Raw genomic sequence first — 17,550 nt, forward strand, 5'->3', positions numbered from 1 at the left:
CGTACCCGCAGTACGCTAGACCCCCGAAGGCGAGGGCCCCTCGCCACAGGCCGCCGCGCGCGGCCCAGCAGCACCGCGTACCAGCGAGGAGTGCCCTACTTGAGCACCGTGATCGACGACGACCGCGACGCCGCCCCGACCCTCGAGGCCGCGCCCCCGGCGACCAAGCGCCGCACGCTCGTGCTGACGGACTCCCCGCTCGGCCGCCGCCTCACCCTCCCCGCCGCGCTCGTCCTCGCCGTCGCCTCCGGCCTGCTCGCCGTGCTCGCGTTCCCGCCCTACGGCGCCTGGCCGCTCGCGGCCGTCTCCGTCGCCGGTCTCGGCGCCGCCGTCCACCGCCGCCGCCTGCGCGGCGGCCTCGGCGTCGGCTTCGTCTACGGCATGGCGTTCTTCCTGCCCCTCCTCGCCTGGTCCTCCACGCAGGTCGGGCAGTGGCCGTGGCTGTTCCTGTGCGGCCTCGAAGCGCTCGGCATGGGCCTGCTGGGCATGGGCCTCGCGGCCTGCTCGCGCCTCATCGACTCGCACCGCTGGATCTGGGCGCCCCTGACCGGCGCCGCGTGGGTCGCCGAAGAGGCCCTGCGCTCGCGCCAGCCCTTCGGCGGCTTCCCCTGGGGCAACCTCGCCTTCAGCCAGGCCGACGCGCCGACGGCCGCCGCGATCTGGCTCGGCGGCGCGCCCTTCCTGAGCTTCATCGTCGCCCTCTCGGGCGGTTTCCTCCTCGCCGCCGGATTCGCGATCGTCACACGCCGCACGGCCGGTATCCGCAAGGCCGTCGCGTTCACCGCTGCCGCCGCGCTGACCGCGCTGGCGCCCCTGGCGCTGCCGATCGGCTCGACCGCGCCGAACGGCGAGACCATCAACGTCGCCGTCGTCCAAGGCAACGTCCCGCGCCTGGGCCTGGGCTTCAACGAGCAGCGCATGGCCGTCCTCGACAACCACGTGCAGGCCACCCTCGACCTCGCCGACGCCGTCAACGAAGGCCGCGCCGACCGCCCCGACCTCGTCGTGTGGCCCGAGAACGCCTCCGACATCGACCCGATCCAGAACGACGACGCCTACCTCGCCATCAGCGGGGCCGCCGCCGCCATCGGGGCGCCCATCGTCCTCGGCGGCATCGTCAACAACGAGGACGGCACCCGCTCCAACATGACCATCGTCTGGGACCCCGAAGCCGGCCCGGTCTACATGTACTCCAAGCGCCACCCGGTGCCCTTCGCCGAATACGTGCCCTACAAGGACTTCTTCAGCACCGTCGCCGGCTGGATCGACCCGCGCATGTCCGAGGGCCTCGACAACGTCGCCGGGTTCGAGCACGGCCAGAACCCCGGCATCGTCAAGGTCGGCGACCTGACCCTCACCGGCCTCATCTGCTTCGAGATCGCCTTCGACGCCGAGACCCGCGCCTCCGTCCTCGACGGCGCCCAGCTCATGGCCGTGGGCACCAACAACGCCACGTTCGACACCAACGAGGCCCAGCAGCAGCTCGCCATGGTCCAACTGCGGTCCATCGAGCACGCCCGCGACGGCCTCATGGCCTCCACCGTCGGCGTCTCCGGGTTCACCGACCACACCGGCGAGGTCTCCCAGGCGACCGAGTTCAACACCGCCGCCGTCATCCAATCGGACCTCACCCTGTCCGACCGCTCGACTCCGGCCTCCACAGTGGGTATCCTTCCTGAAGCGGTCCTCACCGGAGCGGCACTGGTGGCCCTGGCCTGCGCCTTCTTGATCAACTTCAAGCACCGCCGCAGCCAGACCTAGAAAGCCGAAGCCATGAGCCAGACACCGGACCGGGGCCCCGCCGGCAACGACACCAGTCCGGCCATCGTGGCCATTCCGACGTACAACGAACGCGACAACATCGAGACCACCGTCGCCGCCGCCCTCGCCGGATGCGACCGCATCGACATCCTCATCGTCGACGACTCCTCACCGGACGGCACCGGCGAGATCGCCGACGCGCTCGCCGCCGCCGAGCCCCGCGTCCACGTCCTCCACCGGGCCGAGAAGCAGGGCCTCGGCGCGGCCTACCTCGCCGCGTTCGACTGGGCCACCCGCCACGGCTACCGCACCGTCGTCGAGATGGACGCCGACGGCTCCCACGACCCCGCCGACCTGCCCCGCCTCCTCGCCGCCCTCGACGACGGCGCCGACGTCGCCATCGGCTCCCGCTACATCCCCGGCGGCGCCGTCCGCAACTGGGCCCTCCACCGCCTCGCCCTCTCGCGCGGCGCCGGCGTCTTCACCCGCGCCATGCTCGGCCTGCGCGTCAAGGACGTCACCGCCGGCTACCGCGCCTACCGCCTCGACGGCCTCCACAAACTCCAGCTCGACACCGTCAACTCCGTCGGCTACTGCTTCCAGATCGACCTCACCTGGCGCGCCGTCAAAGCCGGCTTCGACATCCGCGAGGTTCCCATCGTCTTCACCGAGCGCCGCGCCGGCGCCTCCAAGATGAGCGGCGCCATCACCGTTGAAGCCCTTTGGAACGTGAGCCGCTGGGGCCTCGCCCACCGCGCACGCCAACTCAAGAGCGCCCTGCGGCGTGGCAGAATCGAAGGGTGACGTACCAGCAGCCGCCCGCGGCGCCCAAACGCGCACCGTTCGCCTTCCGGCTCGCGCTGGCCATCTGGGTCATCGCCGAGGCCGCCGCGTTCTTCGGCCTGGCCTACCTCATCGGCTTCTTCTACACGATCCTCATCGCCGTCGGCACCACCGTGCTCGGCGTGGCCCTCGTGACGAACGCGGGCAAGAAGTCCTTCCGGTCCGCCCGCGACTACCTCAACTCCGGCGGCGACCCCTCCCGGGAGCTCCCGAACGGGTACGCGATCGCCGGGGCCCTGTGCCTCATCATCCCCGGGTTCGTCACCGACCTCATCGGCCTGCTGCTGCTCTTCCCGCCCACGCGCCTGCTCTTCCGCGGCCTCGGCCGCTGGATCGCCGCGAGCGCCCCCGTGATGCGCTTCGGCGGCGGGGACGTCATCGACGGCGAAGTGATCGACGAGCGCAGCGCGGACGACATGCGGACAGGCGATTGGGATCCGGACGCGCCGGTCAAGTACGGGGACACGAAAAACGGGCCCAGGTCCATCGACCCGGGCCCGTGAAAAACTCAGCCGTTATCAGCGTTTGACCGCGCTTCTTTGAAGCTCGCTAGCGCTCGACCGCGCTACCTTGCAGCTCGCTAGCGCTCGCCGCGGCGGGCGCGCATCTCCTGCAGGCGCTCGTCGAGGATCTCCTCGAGCTCCTCCATCGAGCGGCGCTCCAGCAGCATGTCCCAGTGGGTGCGCGGCGGCTTGACCTTCTTGGTCTCCGGCTCCTCGCCGTCCACCAGCTTGGCCGTGGAACCGTCGAGACGGCACTCCCACGTCAACGGGATCTCCGCTTCGACCGCGAACGGCACCTCGAAGCGGTGCCCCTGCGGGCAGACGTAATCGCGGGTCTGGCGCGGCGCCAGCTCCGTGTTGCGGTCCGATTCGTAGCTGACGGCGCCGAGACGGGAGCCCCTCAGCATTCTGTCGCCCATGTTCCCCTGCACTTCCTCTGGAGCATTCGCTCTGCCACACGCAGCCGACCCGGTCAGCCTGGGCCGGCGCATCAGTCCCCAGCCGATCACGCCGATTCCTGGGGTTTTCGCTTCGTACAACGCCCGGACGCGGCCGGATCCTTCCCGGCATCGCCGTTCCCAGGCGCCGCGCTCGCGTTGCGGACCCCCAAGTGTGGCCCGGCGCTCGTGCGGCCGCCCACGGACGTCCCCTTGAAGTGTGACACAACACCGGCCCGGATCCGCGCGCCCGAGCACGTGAGATGCCGCTCGTCCCCTTCATGGCCGGACATCACCGGAGGCAAACGCCGTCCACCACCTTCCGGTTACACCGGGGCGTACCGGGCGCGGGCGGCCGGTGAACGCCGATCGGGTCGCATCAAGGGTGGACGCGCCCAGTAGGGTGTGCATCAGGCTAGACGCGTCAACGGCTCGCAAGCGTCGCCGAGAGGGAGTATTCAAAATGCACGTGCTGGGAATCGACTTCGGAACCTCGAACACCGTTGCGGTTCTGCGTTCGGCCGACGGACGCGTACGACCCCTGCTGTTCGACGGCGCCCCGATCCTGCCCTCGGCGGTGTACTACAACTCCGACGGCCGCATGCTCGTCGGCCGCGACGCCGAGCGCAACGCCCGCATGGACCCCGCCCGCTTCGAACCCAACCCGAAGCGCCGCATCGACGACGGGTCCCTGTTCCTCGGCACCTCCGAGATCCCCGTGCCCCAGGTCTTCGCGTACGTCCTGCAGCAGGTCGCCCTCGAGGCCCAGCGCCAGGCCGGCCAGATGCCCGGCCAGGTCCGCCTCACCCACCCCGCCCGCTGGGGCGAGCGCCGCCGCGCCATCCTCGTCGACGCCGCGCGCCTCGCCGGCCTCCCGACCCCGCAGCTCATCCCCGAGCCCGTGGCCGCGGCCTCCTACTTCACCTCCGTGCTCGGCACCGCCGTCCCGCCCGGGCGCTCGCTCGCCATCTACGACCTCGGCGGCGGCACCTTCGACGCCACCGTCGTGCGCCGCACCCAGACCGGCTTCGAAGTCCTCGCTGAAGAAGGCGTCGGCGACATCGGCGGCCTCGACTTCGACCACGGCATCGTCGAGCACCTCGGCAAGACCTACGGCAAGTCCCACCCCGCCGAGTGGCAGCGCCTCCTCACCCCCTCCGACGACCGCGACCGCCGCTACCGCCGCATGCTCTACGAAGACGTGCGTGGGGCCAAGGAGACCCTCTCGCGCACCGCGAGCGCCGACATCCACCTCCCCGCGCTCGAAGTCGACGCCCACCTCACCCGCGCCGAGTTCGAGGAGATCGCCCGCCCGCCCCTGGAGCGCACCGTCGACTGCCTCCAGCGCGCCATCCAGTCCGCCCGCATGAACCCCGCCGACCTCGTCGGCATCTTCCTCGTGGGCGGCTCCTCGCGCATCCCCGCGATCTCCCAGCTCATCCACTCCAAGCTGGGCGTCCCACCGCAGACCTTCGAGCAGCCCGAGACCGTCGTCGTCGAAGGCGCGGTGCGCGCCGCCTCCGGCCCGGCCCCCTCGGAGCAGCCGATGACCCGCCCCACCTCGGGCGGCCCCGTCTCGCCCGCCGGGCACATGTCCGCGCCCCGCCCGCCCGTCCAGGCCCCGCAGATGCTGCCGCCCCAGACGGCCTACCAGCAGCCCGCCCCGGCCCCGCAGCCGGCGTATCAGCAGCCGCAGCAGCAGCTCCCGGCGAAGCGGCCCCTGACGCAGGAGCCGGCCGTCCTGGTGACCGGCGCGGCCGTCATCGTCCTGATCGTCATCTTCTTCGTGCTGCTCTCGACGATCCTCAACGGCTAGCTAGACGCCGTCGTGTTGGCGCACCGAGAAGCCGGCCCGGCGGTTGAGGTCGACGATCTGGCGGTCGAGCCAGTCGATCTCGGTCAAGTTCGTCGACCGGTGGATCTGCATGAGGCCCTTGCGGAACGGTGATTCGAGCCGTTCGGCCGGGATCGGCGCGCCCTGCTCGTCGAAGAACAGCTGCGCCGGCTGGTCGAGGAATTCGCGGCGGCGCGCGAGCACGAGTGCCTGCTCGCGCGGGTTCTCCAGGTGGTGGAGGAACGCGAGCAGCACGTACCACTTGTTGTCGTCGGTGACGAACCCCGGCTCGGGGTCGCGGAGCCACCGGCGCAGCTGGTCGGTGCCGATCTGGGTGATCTCGAGCATGTGGCGCGGGGCCGCGACCGACCCGGGCGCGGTGCGCCGGGTGAGGCACTGCGCGTCCTCGAGCTTCTTGATGGTCGGGTAGAGCGTCCCGTCGGCGATCGGCCGGACGTGCCCGGCGAGGCTGGCGACCCGGTTCTTGAGGTCGTAGCCGTGGAGCGGGAAGTCCCGCAGGAATCCGAGAATGGCCATCTTCAACATGCGTCCATTATGGCAGGTATAACAAGATATATCGACTCCGAGGTAGAAGACCTCGTTGTCAGTCAACGGAATCGGCCGTCATCAAGCACGAGCACGGGCTGCGCCCGCGCACCCACCAAGAAGGACAGAGCACGGAAGAGCCTCCCGTTTTCCCTGCTCAGCAAGGGGAAACGGGAGGCTCTTGGGTTCGCTCTCGAGGGGGAGTCAGAGGATGTGGAAGTACCAGAGGACGAGGTAGCCCGCCGCGAGGATGCAGGCGATGACGGCGAGGAGGACGAGCCAGCCGGCGGCGGCCTCCATGATGCCGGGGCGGCCGCTGTCGCCGGTCGCGGCGACGACGGGCTCCCACACGGTGTCGTCGATGATCCGCATGGGGGCGAGGGCCTTCGCGGGCGGGTACCAGGCGCGGGCCTGGGCTTTGGCGGCGGTGCGGTTGGCGGGCTGGAGGCGGCCGCGCCGGTTGTAGGCGAACAGGGCCACTTCGGACTCGTCGGCGAGGGCGGCGATCTCGGGGCTGACGGGCATGGTCGCGTAGAGGCGCCGCTTGCGGTCGGGGGAGCCGGTGCCGACGATCATCGGGATGTCCGCGGCGGTGACGGCCAGCCCGGGGGACTTGGCGGCGACCACGGCTTTCGTGGACTCGACGGTCGCCTCCCACTGCGGGCTGCCGATGACCTCGCCCTCGACCTTGTCGAGGTGCTTGAGATGGGCCTGGACGAGGCTCAGGAGCGCATAGGTCTGCGGAGGCACATCGGGCGGCATGTTCATGAATGGAAGTGTCACATACGGTCGCGGCCGGTCCGCGACCGTGCTTCGGAACACCGCGGTTCAGAACGGCTCGATCTCGGCCCCGAGGAGCTGCAGGCGCTCGGCGAGCTGCTCGTAGCCGCGGTGGATGACGTCCACGTGCCGCAGTTCCGAGACGCCCTGCGCGCGCAGCATCGCCAGGAGCAGGACGACGGCCGGGCGCAGCGCGGGCGGGCACACGACCTCGCCGCCGGTCCACCGCACCGGCCCTTCGACCTGGAGGCGGTGCGGGTCGAGCAGTTTCACGCGCGCGCCGAGCCGGTTGAGCTCGGTCAGGTAGATCGCGCGGTTCTCGTACACCCAGTCGTGGATCATCGTCCCGCCCTCGGCGCAGGAGGCGATGACCGCGAAGAACGGCAGGTTGTCGATGTTGAGCCCCGGGAACGGCATCGGGTGGATCTTGTCCGCGGCCGCGCGCAGCGGCGAGGGATGGACCGTGAGGTCGACGAGGCGGGTGCGGCCGTTGGCGGCCAGGTACTCCTCGCTGCGGGAGTACGCCAGGCCCATCTCCTCGGCGAGGGCGAGTTCGATCTCGACGAACTCGATCGGCGTGCGGCGCACGGTGATCTCGGATTCGGTGACGATCGCGGCCGAGACGAGGCTCCAGGCCTCGATCGGGTCCTCCGCGGGCGCGTAGTCGACCGGCTCGTCGATCTCCTCGCGGCCGTAGACGGTGAGCGTGGTGGTGCCGACGCCGTCGATGCGCACGCCGAGCTGCTCGAGGTACCAGCACAGGTCCTGCACCTGGTAGTTGCAGGAGGCGTTGCGGATGACCGTGACGTCCGGGAAGCGCGCGGCGGCCATGATCGCGTTCGCGGTCACGGTGTCCCCGCGCTCGGTCAGGACGATCGTCCCGGGCGGTTCCACGTGCTCTTTGACGGTGGCGCAGTAGCGGCCCTGCGAGCGCTCGACGGACAGGCCGAAGCGGCGCAGGGCGGTGAGGTGCGGTTCGACCGTGCGGTCGCCGAGCTCGCAGCCGCCGGCGAACGGCAGTTCGAACTGATGGTAGTCGTGCAGGAGCGGGCCCAGGAACATGATGATCGAACGCGTGCGGCAGGCCGCGTCCGTGTCGACGCGGGTGAGGTCGAGGCGTTCGGGCGGCTGGATCCGCAGGTCGCCTTCGGGGCTGAGCCATTCGTACGCGACACCCATCGAGCCGAGGACGCGGAGGATCCGGTTGACCTCCTCGATGCGGGCGACGCGGCGCAGCACCGTCGGCCCGCGGTTGAGCAGGCTCGCGCACAACAGCGCGACCCCGGCGTTCTTGGAGGTCTTGACGTCGATCGACCCGGTGAGGGCGGTGCCGCCGCGCACGCGCAGGTGGCGGGGGCCGGTGGTCGCGGGATCGCCGCCGTAGTCGAACATGCGGTCAGCGTAACGGAATCCAATGTCCAGTAGGGTCGATCACGTTCTCTGGTTCGCCCAGCTCAGCATGGGTGTAAAAGCGCCCGCGCCGGTTCAGGACGGCGATTCGGGGAGCGGCCCGATGCCTTCGGCGGCCCGCACCTGCTCGTCCAGCAGCTCCATGACGGCCGCGACGGACGGGCGGCGGGCGCCGCCGCGCAGCGTCACCGCCCGGAAGTGCCGGAACGGCGTGAACGGCCCCGAGACCGGGACGCGCACGAGGTCGAGGTGGTGGGGGAGGTCCACGAGGCGGGGGATGAGTGCGACGCCCATCTTGTGGGCGACCATTACAGCGATGACATTCCACTCGCGCGCCTCACCGGTGACCGTGGGCCGGAAACCCGCGTTCGAGCAGGCGGTGAGCACGTGCCGGCGGTGCATCGACCCGGGCACGCCGATGATCCACGGCTCGCGCTCGAGCTCCCGCAGGTCCACCGCTTCGTGCCCGGCGCACCAGTGCCCGGCGGGCACCACCAGGTCGAACGGGTCGTTGAAGACCGTCTGCGCGTCGAAGCGGATGTCCTCGGGCGGCGGATTCTCAGGCGTGGCCTCGACGAGCGCGAGGTCCGCCTCTCCGGCGAACAGCAGGTCGAAGCTCTCCGAGGCCTCGGCCTCCCGCAGCCGCAGCTCGAGCGCGGGGAACCGCTTGCGAGCCGCATCGACCAGCGGCGCCAGCAGCGTCGCGATCGCCGTGGGGAACCCGCACAGGCGCAGCATCCCCGACGGCTCCCCTTCAGTGGCCTGCAGTTCGGCCTCGGCCAGCCGCCACATCGCCTCGATCGCGTCGATGTGGGCGATGAGGACCTGCGCCGCCGACGAGAGCTTGACCCCGCGCCCGACCGGCTCCAGCAGCGGCACGCCGAGGTCCTTGGCGAGCAGCCGGATCTGCTGCGACGCCGCCGAAGTGGACATGTGCAGGGACTTCGCGGCGCCGGAGACCGTGCCGTGGTGGGCGATCGCCCGCAGCACGTGCAGTCTCCTCAGGTCGATCACAGTGTGGCCCCAATCGCTTAAGTAGTCACTTCACGATGAGTTTCGCAAACTAGCGTCACCAAGGTGTTGTAGCCCGGACGATTGGGACCTTAACCTCGTATTGAGCGTGAGAACAGTGCGCGAACACCGCCGAGGGCGGTTTCGGCCGGCGCTCTTCCCTAGAACGAAACCCGAAGCCCTGTAAGGAGGACGCGGTCATGCAGTGCTGCCCGTTTTGCGGTTGGCCCGACGACGATCCGGTGACGACCGTGTCCCGGCATCAGAGCGGCTCGGGTCTGACGGTATGGACGCGCTGCATCTGCGGATCGCTCCAGACACGGGTCCTTCGCGGGGCCGTGATGGAGATCTGCGCGCGGAGCAGACCGAGCGGCCATCCGGCCGCGACCCTGTAACCCCTCGGTCTCCTCTCTCCTCTTCTTCCTTCCCGCACCGCGCCACCGACGGCGCGGGGCACCTTCCTGCCTGCTCACGTTCTTTCGAGGATTCGCCATGCACGACTTCGACATCCGCATCATGTTCCAGATCATCGGCGCGCTGCTCTACATCACCAACTTCCTGCTCCTGCAGACCCACCGCATCCACGCGACCAAGCCGGCCTCGCTGCTGCTGGTCATCTCGGCCTGCTCGATCCTCCTCACCGCCGCGATCATCGGCCACGACTGGGGCCTCATCCTCCTCGAAGGCACCTGGCTGTTCCTGGTGACCACGACCTTCGCCATCCGGCAGCGGTCGGCCCGCCGCCAGGCCGTGCTCGAGCGCGAGGCCGAGGACTCGGCCGTGGCGCCGATCCGCACCGCGCCGGTCGCCGAGCCTGTGGCCGAGCCGATGCCCGCGCCTGTGGTGCGCGAGCGGGAACTGGCGGGCGCCGCCGCATAGCGGCCGACGCCGGTTAGGCTCGGGGCGTGGCAATCCGAGTGCTGATCGCAGACGACCAGGAGATGGTCCGGGCAGGGTTCCGGGCCATCATCGACGCCCAGCCCGACATGGAAGTGGTGGCCGACGCCCCCGACGGGGTGATCGCGGTGGCCGAGGCGCGGCGGCACAAGCCCGACGTGTGCCTCTTCGACATCCGCATGCCCCGCCTCGACGGGCTCGAGGCCACCCGCACCCTCCTGGCCGGCGCCAACGGCACCGGGCCCCGCATCGTCGTCGTCACCACCTTCGACACCGACGAGTACGTGTACGGGGCGCTGCGCTCGGGCGCGACCGGGTTCCTGCTGAAGGACTCGGGCCCCACCCTGCTCGTCGAAGCGGTCCGAGCCGCCGCGAGCGGCGAATCGCTCATCTCCCCGTCCGTCACCGTGCGGCTCCTCGAACGGCTCACCGAGCCCGTTCCGGAGGGCCCCAAGGCCTCGCACGTGCTCACCGAGCGCGAACTCGACGTCGTCGAACTCGTCGCGCGCGGCAAGACCAACGCCGAGATCGCCGAGACGCTCTTCGTCTCCGTCTCCACCGTCAAGACCCACCTCGAGGCCGTGCGCGCCAAACTCGGCGTCCGCAACCGCGTGGGCATCGCGGCGTGGGCCTGGGAGCACGGCGTCGTAGGCTGACATGCCCTCCACACTGGCCGTCGCCCGCTCCGAGACCGAGACCGTCGTCAACCGGTCCCGGTTCATCTGCACGCTCTACCGCGTCGCCTCCGATGTCGAAGCGCGCGAACGCATCAGCGCCCACCGCAAGGCCAACTGGGACGCGACCCACAACTGCACCGCCTACGTCCTCGACGACGGCCGCGCCGCCCGCTCCAACGACGACGGCGAACCCGCCGGGACCGCCGGCGTCCCCATGCTCGAAGTGCTGCGCGGTCGCGACCTCACCGACGTGCTCGCGGTCGTCACCCGCCACTTCGGCGGCGTGAAGCTCGGCGCGGGCGGGCTCGTGCGCGCCTACGGCGCCGCCGTCTCGGCCGCCCTCGACGAGGCGGGCACCGTCCCGCTGGCCTACTGGCAGCGGCTCACCGTCCGCGTCGACTACGGCACCGCCGGGAGCCTCGAAGGGCTGCTGCGACTGCGCGAGGACGTGCGCCTCGTCGACGTCGCCTTCGGCCCCGAAGTCGTCTTCGACCTGGCCTGCTCGGACGTGGAGCTGCTGGTCGACTGGCTCGCGTCCCAATCCGCGGGCACGGCGGAGGTGGAGCCCTCCGGGACACTCCGCGTGGAGTTGTAACATGCCAGTTGTGACCGATAACAAGACTGCCTTCGAGCTCCCGAACCCCTTCATCCTCGAACGCGCCGACCCCCAGATCACCCGGCACACCGACGGTCGGTACTACTTCACCGCCACCGTCCCGGCCTACGACCGGATCGTGCTGCGCGCCGCCGACACCCTCCTGGGCCTGCGCGACGCCGAAGAGACCACCATCTGGGTCCAGCACCCCGAAGGCCCCATGGGCTCCCACATCTGGGCCCCGGAGCTGCACTGGATCGACGGCGCCTGGTACGTCTACTTCGCCGCCGGCGAAGCCGAATCGGCCACCGCGGACGTCTGGCGCATCCGCATGTACGTCCTCGAGAACCGCAACGCCGACCCCCTCCAAGGCGAATGGACCGAGAAGGGCCAGATCGAGACGCCCATCGACTCGTTCTCCCTCGACGCGACCACCTTCGCCCACAACGGCACCCGCTACCTCTGCTGGGCCCAGCACGACCCCGGCCTCGAAGGCTCCAACACCAGCCTCTTCCTCGCCGAACTCGCGAACCCCTGGACCCTCAAGGGCGCGCCCGTCGAACTCTCCCGCCCCGAACTGCCCTGGGAGACCATCCGCTTCGCCGTCAACGAGGGCCCCTACGCCCTCATCCGCAACGGCAAGGTCTTCATCACCTACTCGGCCTCCGGCACCGGCGCCGAGTACTGCATGGGCCTGCTCACCGCGGACGCCGACGCCGACCTCCTCGACCCCGCCTCCTGGACCAAGCACCCCGAACCCGTCTTCACCACCAACGCGGACAACGGCATCTACGGCACCGGCCACAACGCCTTCACCGTCGACGAAGAAGGGAACGACCTCCTGGTCTTCCATGCCCGCGCCTACGAGGAGATCATCGGCGACCCGCTCGACAACCCCGACCGGCACTGCCGCGTGCAGCCCTTCGGCTGGAACGAGGACGGCACCCCCGACTTCGAGGAGCCCCTCCCCGAGAACTAATCGTCGGTGCTGCGGCGCAGCTTCTTGACGTCCGAACGGCGGCGCTTGTCCTCCAGGCGCCGCCGTTTCGCACCCTTCGACGGCTTCGTGGCCCGCCGCGCCGGCGGCGGCGCGGCGATCGCCCGCCGCATCAGCTCGGCCAGCCGCTCCTGCGCGGCCTCGCGATTGCGCAACTGCGACCGGAACTCCGACGCCGCGATCACCACCGCCCCGTCCACCACCCGGTCCCCAAGGCGCGCAAGGGCACGCTCGATGAGCGCCGGAGACAGCGCCTTCGTCCCGGCCAGGTCGAACACCAGCTCCACGCGCGAGTCGGTGGTGTTGACGCCCTGCCCGCCCGGGCCCGAGGACCGCGAGAAGCGCCACCGCAGCTCACTGTCGGGGATGGCGATGGTCTCGGTGACTTGGACGGGCATGTCGGTCTCTCAGGTGTCGAGGGCGGTGCGGGCCCAGCGGACGAGCATGTCGAAGATCGGGCGGCGCCGTTCGAGCACCGCCGCGTCCCCGGCGGCATCGTAGTCGGCGCTGGCGATCGGCTGCTCCGCGGCGAGGCGGGTGAGCATCGCCGGGGCGAGCCAACAGTACTTGGCGGCGCCGGTGGCGGCGATGGCTTTTCGGGTCGAGGACGGTTCGGTGTACCCGGCTTCGGCGAGCCCGGCGAGGTAGGCGTCGGTGACGAGCGCTTCGGTCTCGGCGAGGCGCTCGACGGGCTGGAGGCCGTCGAAGAACGTGTCCGCGATCAGGTTCGCCACGTCCTCGCCGATCGCGCCGCGCCCGGTGAACGACCAGTCGAGCAGGACCGGTTCGCCCTCGCGCTGCACGAGGTTCATCGGCCACACGTCGAGGTGGCCGATCGTCTGCGGCAGGTGCTCGGCGACGGTGAACAGGTCGTCGCGGCGCTCCCAGATCAGGCGCAGTCCTCCGCGGGTCTCGTCAGGCCAGTGGGCGGCCGCGGCCGGGTGGTCCCACGGAATGCCGGTGAAGTCGCGGCGGCCCGCGTACTGGCGCAGGAAGCGGTGGGAGAGCCAGGGCGGCTCGGGGCTGTCGCGGTGCAGCGCTTGGACGACGCCGAGCCGGTGGGCGAAGTCGGCGAGCATCGGCGCGGTCCAGTGCCGGCCGTGGACACCGTCGACCGCTTCGAGCCACAGTTCGCGGCTGCCGTCGGGACGTTCGCCGGAGGCGAGCAGCGCGGGCGCCGCGATACCGGCTTCGCGGCCGTATGCGGCGGCGAAGCCGCTGGTGTAGGCGAGGTATTCGCGCTGCCAGAAGTTCCAGTGGCGCGGGTCGTCGGAGGCCGCCCAGTGCTGGTGGCCGCCGCCGTTCGGCGTGAGGTGCTTGAGGATCGCGTCTCCGCCGGGCCCGGAGACCCGCCAGATGCCGCCGGTGGCCTGGTTGCCGGTGTTGTGGGTGAGGGTGGTGACCGAGTGGAAGTCGGTGCCGATGGGGGAGTGGAGCGGGTCGGAGAGCACCGGCTGATTCTGCCCCATCGGATGCGCTGGCGGCCTGCCGCACTCATGTCCTGGTGGTCAAACCAGTCAGCGACGAGGAGCTGGGTGGAGCGGCGGGGTCGGTCGACGGGTTCGGCGGGCGCCGGACTGCCGGTCGACCCGCTCCACCGCGGGGTGGGGGTTTCGTTGCAGCCCAGGTGGTTTGACGCGAACGTGAATGGTTTCGCACCGTGTGGGTGTTGCCGTCCCTGCGGGTACGGAGGATCATTGAGATACGCACAAGAGTATGGAATCCGTACAGGAGTCGAGTAGGTGCAAGCAGACTACGCCAAGCCTCTGGCCGACTGGCTTACCTGAACGGGTTCCCAGGCCGCCGTCCCATTTCGATGGGTCGGTGGTGCTGGCTCCGCTCGTGCTATCGGGTCCTGCAGCTATCCGCTCTCAGTTCGCTGATCGGATCGGGTAGGAGACGGACCGGTCGGGATCACCTCGACCGGACCGCGAGTGCTACGAACGAGGCACACCATGTCCAAGCGATGCAACGCCGACCATAGCGGGAGTCCGGACATCACCAGGCGCTGTTGGTGAACGCAGCGGACAGGACCGTCCAATCGGGGGCGGCGACCGCCAGCACACCGACACGCCATTCCCAGGAACGACACCTACCCGGTAATCGTGGTGGCCGAGACACGGAAAGGAGGTTCTCCGAGCGGGCCGTGAGGATGGGGACCGCCAAGACGATCGCACACCGAAAGGGGCGCAACAGACGCCCCGTCGGGCGAAAGCGAACACCGAAGGCCCGGGTGCCCTCGGCGAACGATGGAGCGCGAGACGAGGTCGGAAGGATGGGAGGTGTGAGGCGATGAGGAAGCAGAGCCCAGTGATGCTGCAAGCGTGTCAGTGGAACGGGATGCGCGCGCGCGAGTCGATGACGGCCGAGGCGGCGAGCGTCGTCGCCCCAGGGGCGGTGCCTGCCGTCTCCGGCTCGATCCTCGCTGGCCCCGGCCGCCCGACCGCACCGGGGCACCGCCAGACAACGGCGGCACCCCACCGGCCACCGCCGCCGGCCCGACCGCCCCGGGGGGAACGGCAGGTACGACCGTCCGCGCGCCTGCCCGAATCCGGCAGCGCGCTCCGGCCGGACACTGCGGGAGTTCGCCCACCGCATTCCGTCGCTGATTGCTTGTACCCAAGGAGCACCGACCCGGCCCCGGCGGCGCCTCCCGGTGAAACACCGCTTGGCCCTCGCTGATCGGTTGTAGCGTCGGGAGAAGCAGGCCTCGCCTTGGCCTCGCAGATCTCGGCAAGACTCGGCCGTTCCTAGTCGGTGAAGTCCTCCAGGGTCATGACCACGGTGCCGGTCTCGTCCGAGGCATCCAGGTCCACCTTGAAGACCATCGCCCAGTCCTTGTCGCCGGCCGGGTCGTCGATGGTCTGGCGGACGGTCCAGGTGCGGCCCTCTTTGGCGATGTCGAGGTACTCGCCGCCGCGTGCCGCGCCGGAGGTGCCGATGTCGTCGTGGGCCTGGAAGTACCGCTCCAGGGTCGCGTCCCATTTGGAGACGGGCCAGCCGGTCTCCAAGGCCGCCAAGGCGTCCACGCGGTCGGCCGCGGCCAGCTCGACGTGCCGGAACGCGGCGTTGCGGACGGCGATGGTGAAGGCCCGCTCGTTGTCGGTGAACGCCCGGGAGGGGCGGCCGGTGTCGATGTCCTCCTCCTCGCCGGGGTTCGTGAGCTGCTCCCACTCGTTGATGAGCGAGGAGTCGGTCTGGCGGATGGTCTCGCCGAGCCAGGCGGTGAGGTCGTCGAGCTCGGGCCCGCCGGTGTCCTCCGGGAGGGTCTGGATGAGCGCCTTGTACGCGCTCGAGAGGTACCGCAGCAGCAGGCCTTCGCCGCGCTGGATGCCGTAGAGGCCGATGTACTCGCCGAAGCTCATGCGGCCCTCCCAGATCTCGCGGAGGATCGACTTGGGCTCGAGCTGGTAGTCCGCCGCCCACGGGTGGCTGGTCCGGTAGGCGCTGAACGCCTCATCGAGGAGGTCGGCGAGCGGCTTCGGGTAGTCCACTTCGGCGTCTTCGAGCTGGTTCATGCGGTCGTAGTAGTCGAGCCCGTCGGCCTTCATCGCCTCGATCGCCGCGCCCTTGGCCTTGTTGCGCTGGGCGGCGAGGATCTGGCCGGGGCCTTCGAGGGTCGCCTCGACGATGGAGACGACGTCCATCGCGTACGTCTCCGACTCCGTGTCGAGCAGTTCCAAGGCCGCCAACGCGAACGGCGCGAGCGGCTGGTTGAGCGCGAAGTGGTCGGGCATGTCGACGGTGAGGCGCACCTTGCCGTCCTCGATGACGATGATCCCGGCGTCGCGGAGGGTGCGGGCGATGGTGAGCGCCGTGCGCGCCATCTTGAGCTGGGTGGCGCGGTCGGCGTGCGAGTCCTCGATGAGGGTGCGCACGTGCTCGAACGTGTTGCCGGGCCGGGCGAGCAGGTTGATGAGCATCGCGTGGGTCATGCGCATGCGCGACTGCAGCGGCTCGGGCGGGGCCTCGGAGAGCGCGGCGAAGGTCTCGTCGGACCAGCCGACGAACCCCTCGGGCGGCTTCTTCTTCGCCATCTTCTTGCGCTTCTTGGGATCGAGGCCGAACTTCTGCATGGCCTTCTCGTTCTCGATCACGTGCTCGGGGGCCTCGCACACGACGAAGCCCTCGGTGTCGAACCCGGCGCGGCCGGCGCGCCCGGCGATCTGGTGGAACTCGCGGGAGCGCAGGCGGCGGGTGCGGCGGCCGTCGTACTTGGTGAGGCCGGTGAAGAGCACGGTACGGATCGGGACGTTGATGCCGACGCCGAGCGTGTCGGTGCCGCAGATGATCTTGAGCAGGCCCTGCTGGGCGAGGCGTTCGACCAGGCGCCGGTACTTGGGGAGCATCCCGGCGTGGTGGACGCCGATGCCGGAGCGCACGAGCCGGGCGAGGGTCTGGCCGAACTTGGTGGTGAACCGGAACCCGCCGAGCGCGGCGCTGATCTCGGCCTTGGCGTCCTTGTCCACGAGGTTGAGGCTCGACAGCGCCTGGGCGGTGTCGAGCGCGGCGGCCTGCGTGAAGTGCACGATGTACGCCGGCGCCCGGTTGTTGTCCACGAGGTTCTCGACGGTCTCGTGCAGCGGGGTCTTGCGGTACTCGTAGTGCAGCGGCACGGGCCGGGTCGCGGAGGCGATGAGCGCGGTCTCGCGGCCGGTGCGGCGGGTGAGGTCCTTCTGGAAGAACTCGGTGTCGCCGAGCGTCGCCGACATGAGGGTGAACTGGGCGCGGTGCAGCTCGAGGAGCGGGACCTGCCAGGCCCAGCCGCGGTCGGGCTCGGCGTAGAAGTGGAACTCGTCGGCGACGACCGAGTCGCAGTCGAGGGCGGCGCCTTCGCGCAGCGCGAGGTTCGCGAGGATCTCGGCGGTGCAGCAGATCAGCGGCGCGTCGGGGTTGACGGCGGCGTCGCCGGTGAGCATCCCGACGTTCTCGTGCCCGAACTGCTCGCACAGCTCGAAGAACTTCTCCGACACGAGCGCCTTGATCGGCGCCGTATAGAAGGAGGTGCGCTGGTTCGCGAGCGCGTTGAAGTGCGCGGCGGCGGCGATGAGCGACTTGCCCGAGCCGGTCGGGGTGGCGATGATCGTGTTCTGGCCGGTGCAGATGGCCAGCAGCGCCTCTTCCTGGTGCTCGTAGAGGGCGATCCCGGAGTCTTCGGCCCATTGCGCGAAGGCCGTGTAGACGTCGTCGGGTTCGGGCGTGTTCGAGGACGGCAGGTAGTCGATGAGGCTCACGGGGGTCAATGGTGCCCGCTTGCCC

Annotated in this window: 16 protein-coding genes; 8 read left to right on the forward strand and 8 right to left on the reverse strand. The window is 70.2% G+C overall.

Going from position 1 to position 17,550, the window contains the following annotated elements:
* Positions 1 to 108 precede the first annotated feature (108 nt).
* Genes lnt through O2L01_RS17945 form a run of 3 tightly spaced genes read left to right on the forward strand, consistent with a single transcriptional unit; the run spans position 109 to position 3,107 of the window.
* Positions 109 to 1,761 carry an apolipoprotein N-acyltransferase gene (lnt, locus tag O2L01_RS17935; protein WP_270123499.1) on the forward strand — a complete coding sequence of 551 codons (1,653 nt, stop codon included), beginning with the start codon at positions 109 to 111 and terminating at the stop codon, positions 1,759 to 1,761.
* A gap of 12 nt (positions 1,762 to 1,773) precedes the next feature.
* Positions 1,774 to 2,565, forward strand: a complete 792-nt coding sequence (locus O2L01_RS17940; protein WP_270123374.1) for a polyprenol monophosphomannose synthase — start codon at positions 1,774 to 1,776, stop codon at positions 2,563 to 2,565.
* Entirely contained in the window at positions 2,562 to 3,107 is a 546-nt protein-coding gene (locus tag O2L01_RS17945) for an FxsA family protein (RefSeq protein WP_270123375.1), read from the forward strand. Before O2L01_RS17940 ends, O2L01_RS17945 begins: the two co-directional genes overlap by 4 nt.
* 77 nt (positions 3,108 to 3,184) lie before the next feature.
* Here the strand turns inward: O2L01_RS17945 and O2L01_RS17950 are convergent, their stop codons facing one another.
* Positions 3,185 to 3,526, reverse strand: a complete 342-nt coding sequence (locus O2L01_RS17950; RefSeq protein ID WP_205327476.1) for an RNA polymerase-binding protein RbpA — start codon at positions 3,524 to 3,526, stop codon at positions 3,185 to 3,187.
* Positions 3,527 to 4,007: 481 nt separating this feature from the next.
* Between O2L01_RS17950 and O2L01_RS17955 the strand changes: the two genes are divergently transcribed.
* Positions 4,008 to 5,360: an Hsp70 family protein gene (locus O2L01_RS17955; RefSeq protein WP_270123376.1), complete on the forward strand. Its 1,353-nt coding sequence runs from the start codon at positions 4,008 to 4,010 to the stop codon at positions 5,358 to 5,360.
* Here the strand turns inward: O2L01_RS17955 and O2L01_RS17960 are convergent, their stop codons facing one another.
* From O2L01_RS17960 to O2L01_RS17975, 4 genes are all read right to left on the reverse strand, one after another.
* Positions 5,361 to 5,924, reverse strand: coding sequence for a PadR family transcriptional regulator (locus O2L01_RS17960; RefSeq protein ID WP_270123377.1), 564 nt, complete (start codon positions 5,922 to 5,924; stop codon positions 5,361 to 5,363).
* Positions 5,925 to 6,128: 204 nt separating this feature from the next.
* The gene (locus tag O2L01_RS17965) at positions 6,129 to 6,692 is read right to left on the reverse strand and encodes a hypothetical protein (RefSeq protein ID WP_270123378.1); all 564 of its coding nucleotides are present in this window, start codon (positions 6,690 to 6,692) and stop codon (positions 6,129 to 6,131) included.
* Between the two features lie 60 nt (positions 6,693 to 6,752).
* Positions 6,753 to 8,096 (reverse strand): UDP-N-acetylglucosamine 1-carboxyvinyltransferase, encoded by a 1,344-nt coding sequence (locus O2L01_RS17970; protein WP_270123379.1) that lies wholly within the window; start codon positions 8,094 to 8,096, stop codon positions 6,753 to 6,755.
* Between the two features lie 93 nt (positions 8,097 to 8,189).
* On the reverse strand, positions 8,190 to 9,128 hold the full coding sequence (locus O2L01_RS17975; protein ID WP_270123381.1) for a LysR family transcriptional regulator: 939 nt from the start codon (positions 9,126 to 9,128) through the stop codon (positions 8,190 to 8,192).
* Positions 9,129 to 9,617: 489 nt separating this feature from the next.
* Here O2L01_RS17975 and O2L01_RS17980 point away from each other — a divergent pair, with 489 nt between their 5' ends.
* Genes O2L01_RS17980 through O2L01_RS17995 form a run of 4 tightly spaced genes read left to right on the forward strand, consistent with a single transcriptional unit; the run spans position 9,618 to position 12,273 of the window.
* Complete coding sequence (locus O2L01_RS17980) at positions 9,618 to 10,004, forward strand: hypothetical protein (protein ID WP_270123382.1); 387 nt, start codon at positions 9,618 to 9,620, stop codon at positions 10,002 to 10,004.
* A 26-nt stretch (positions 10,005 to 10,030) separates the two neighbouring features.
* Positions 10,031 to 10,678 carry a response regulator gene (locus O2L01_RS17985; protein WP_270123383.1) on the forward strand — a complete coding sequence of 216 codons (648 nt, stop codon included), beginning with the start codon at positions 10,031 to 10,033 and terminating at the stop codon, positions 10,676 to 10,678.
* Position 10,679: 1 nt separating this feature from the next.
* On the forward strand, positions 10,680 to 11,294 hold the full coding sequence (locus O2L01_RS17990) for an IMPACT family protein (RefSeq protein ID WP_270123384.1): 615 nt from the start codon (positions 10,680 to 10,682) through the stop codon (positions 11,292 to 11,294).
* A gap of 10 nt (positions 11,295 to 11,304) precedes the next feature.
* On the forward strand, positions 11,305 to 12,273 hold the full coding sequence (locus O2L01_RS17995; protein ID WP_270123385.1) for a glycoside hydrolase family 43 protein: 969 nt from the start codon (positions 11,305 to 11,307) through the stop codon (positions 12,271 to 12,273).
* Here O2L01_RS17995 and arfB read toward each other — a convergent pair.
* The 3 genes from arfB to O2L01_RS18010 form a co-directional block, all read right to left on the reverse strand.
* Entirely contained in the window at positions 12,270 to 12,689 is a 420-nt protein-coding gene (arfB, locus tag O2L01_RS18000; RefSeq protein WP_344468901.1) for an alternative ribosome rescue aminoacyl-tRNA hydrolase ArfB, read from the reverse strand. The two genes, O2L01_RS17995 and arfB, sit on opposite strands and share 4 nt — an antisense overlap.
* Positions 12,690 to 12,698: 9 nt before the next feature.
* On the reverse strand, positions 12,699 to 13,742 hold the full coding sequence (locus tag O2L01_RS18005; protein WP_270123386.1) for a hypothetical protein: 1,044 nt from the start codon (positions 13,740 to 13,742) through the stop codon (positions 12,699 to 12,701).
* Between the two features lie 1,299 nt (positions 13,743 to 15,041).
* Positions 15,042 to 17,534, reverse strand: coding sequence for a DEAD/DEAH box helicase (locus O2L01_RS18010; protein ID WP_344468903.1), 2,493 nt, complete (start codon positions 17,532 to 17,534; stop codon positions 15,042 to 15,044).
* Positions 17,535 to 17,550: the final 16 nt, after the last annotated feature.

The sequence above is a fragment of the Glycomyces lechevalierae genome, from assembly GCF_027622945.1.
GTDB classification, from domain to species: domain Bacteria; phylum Actinomycetota; class Actinomycetes; order Mycobacteriales; family Micromonosporaceae; genus Glycomyces; species Glycomyces rutgersensis.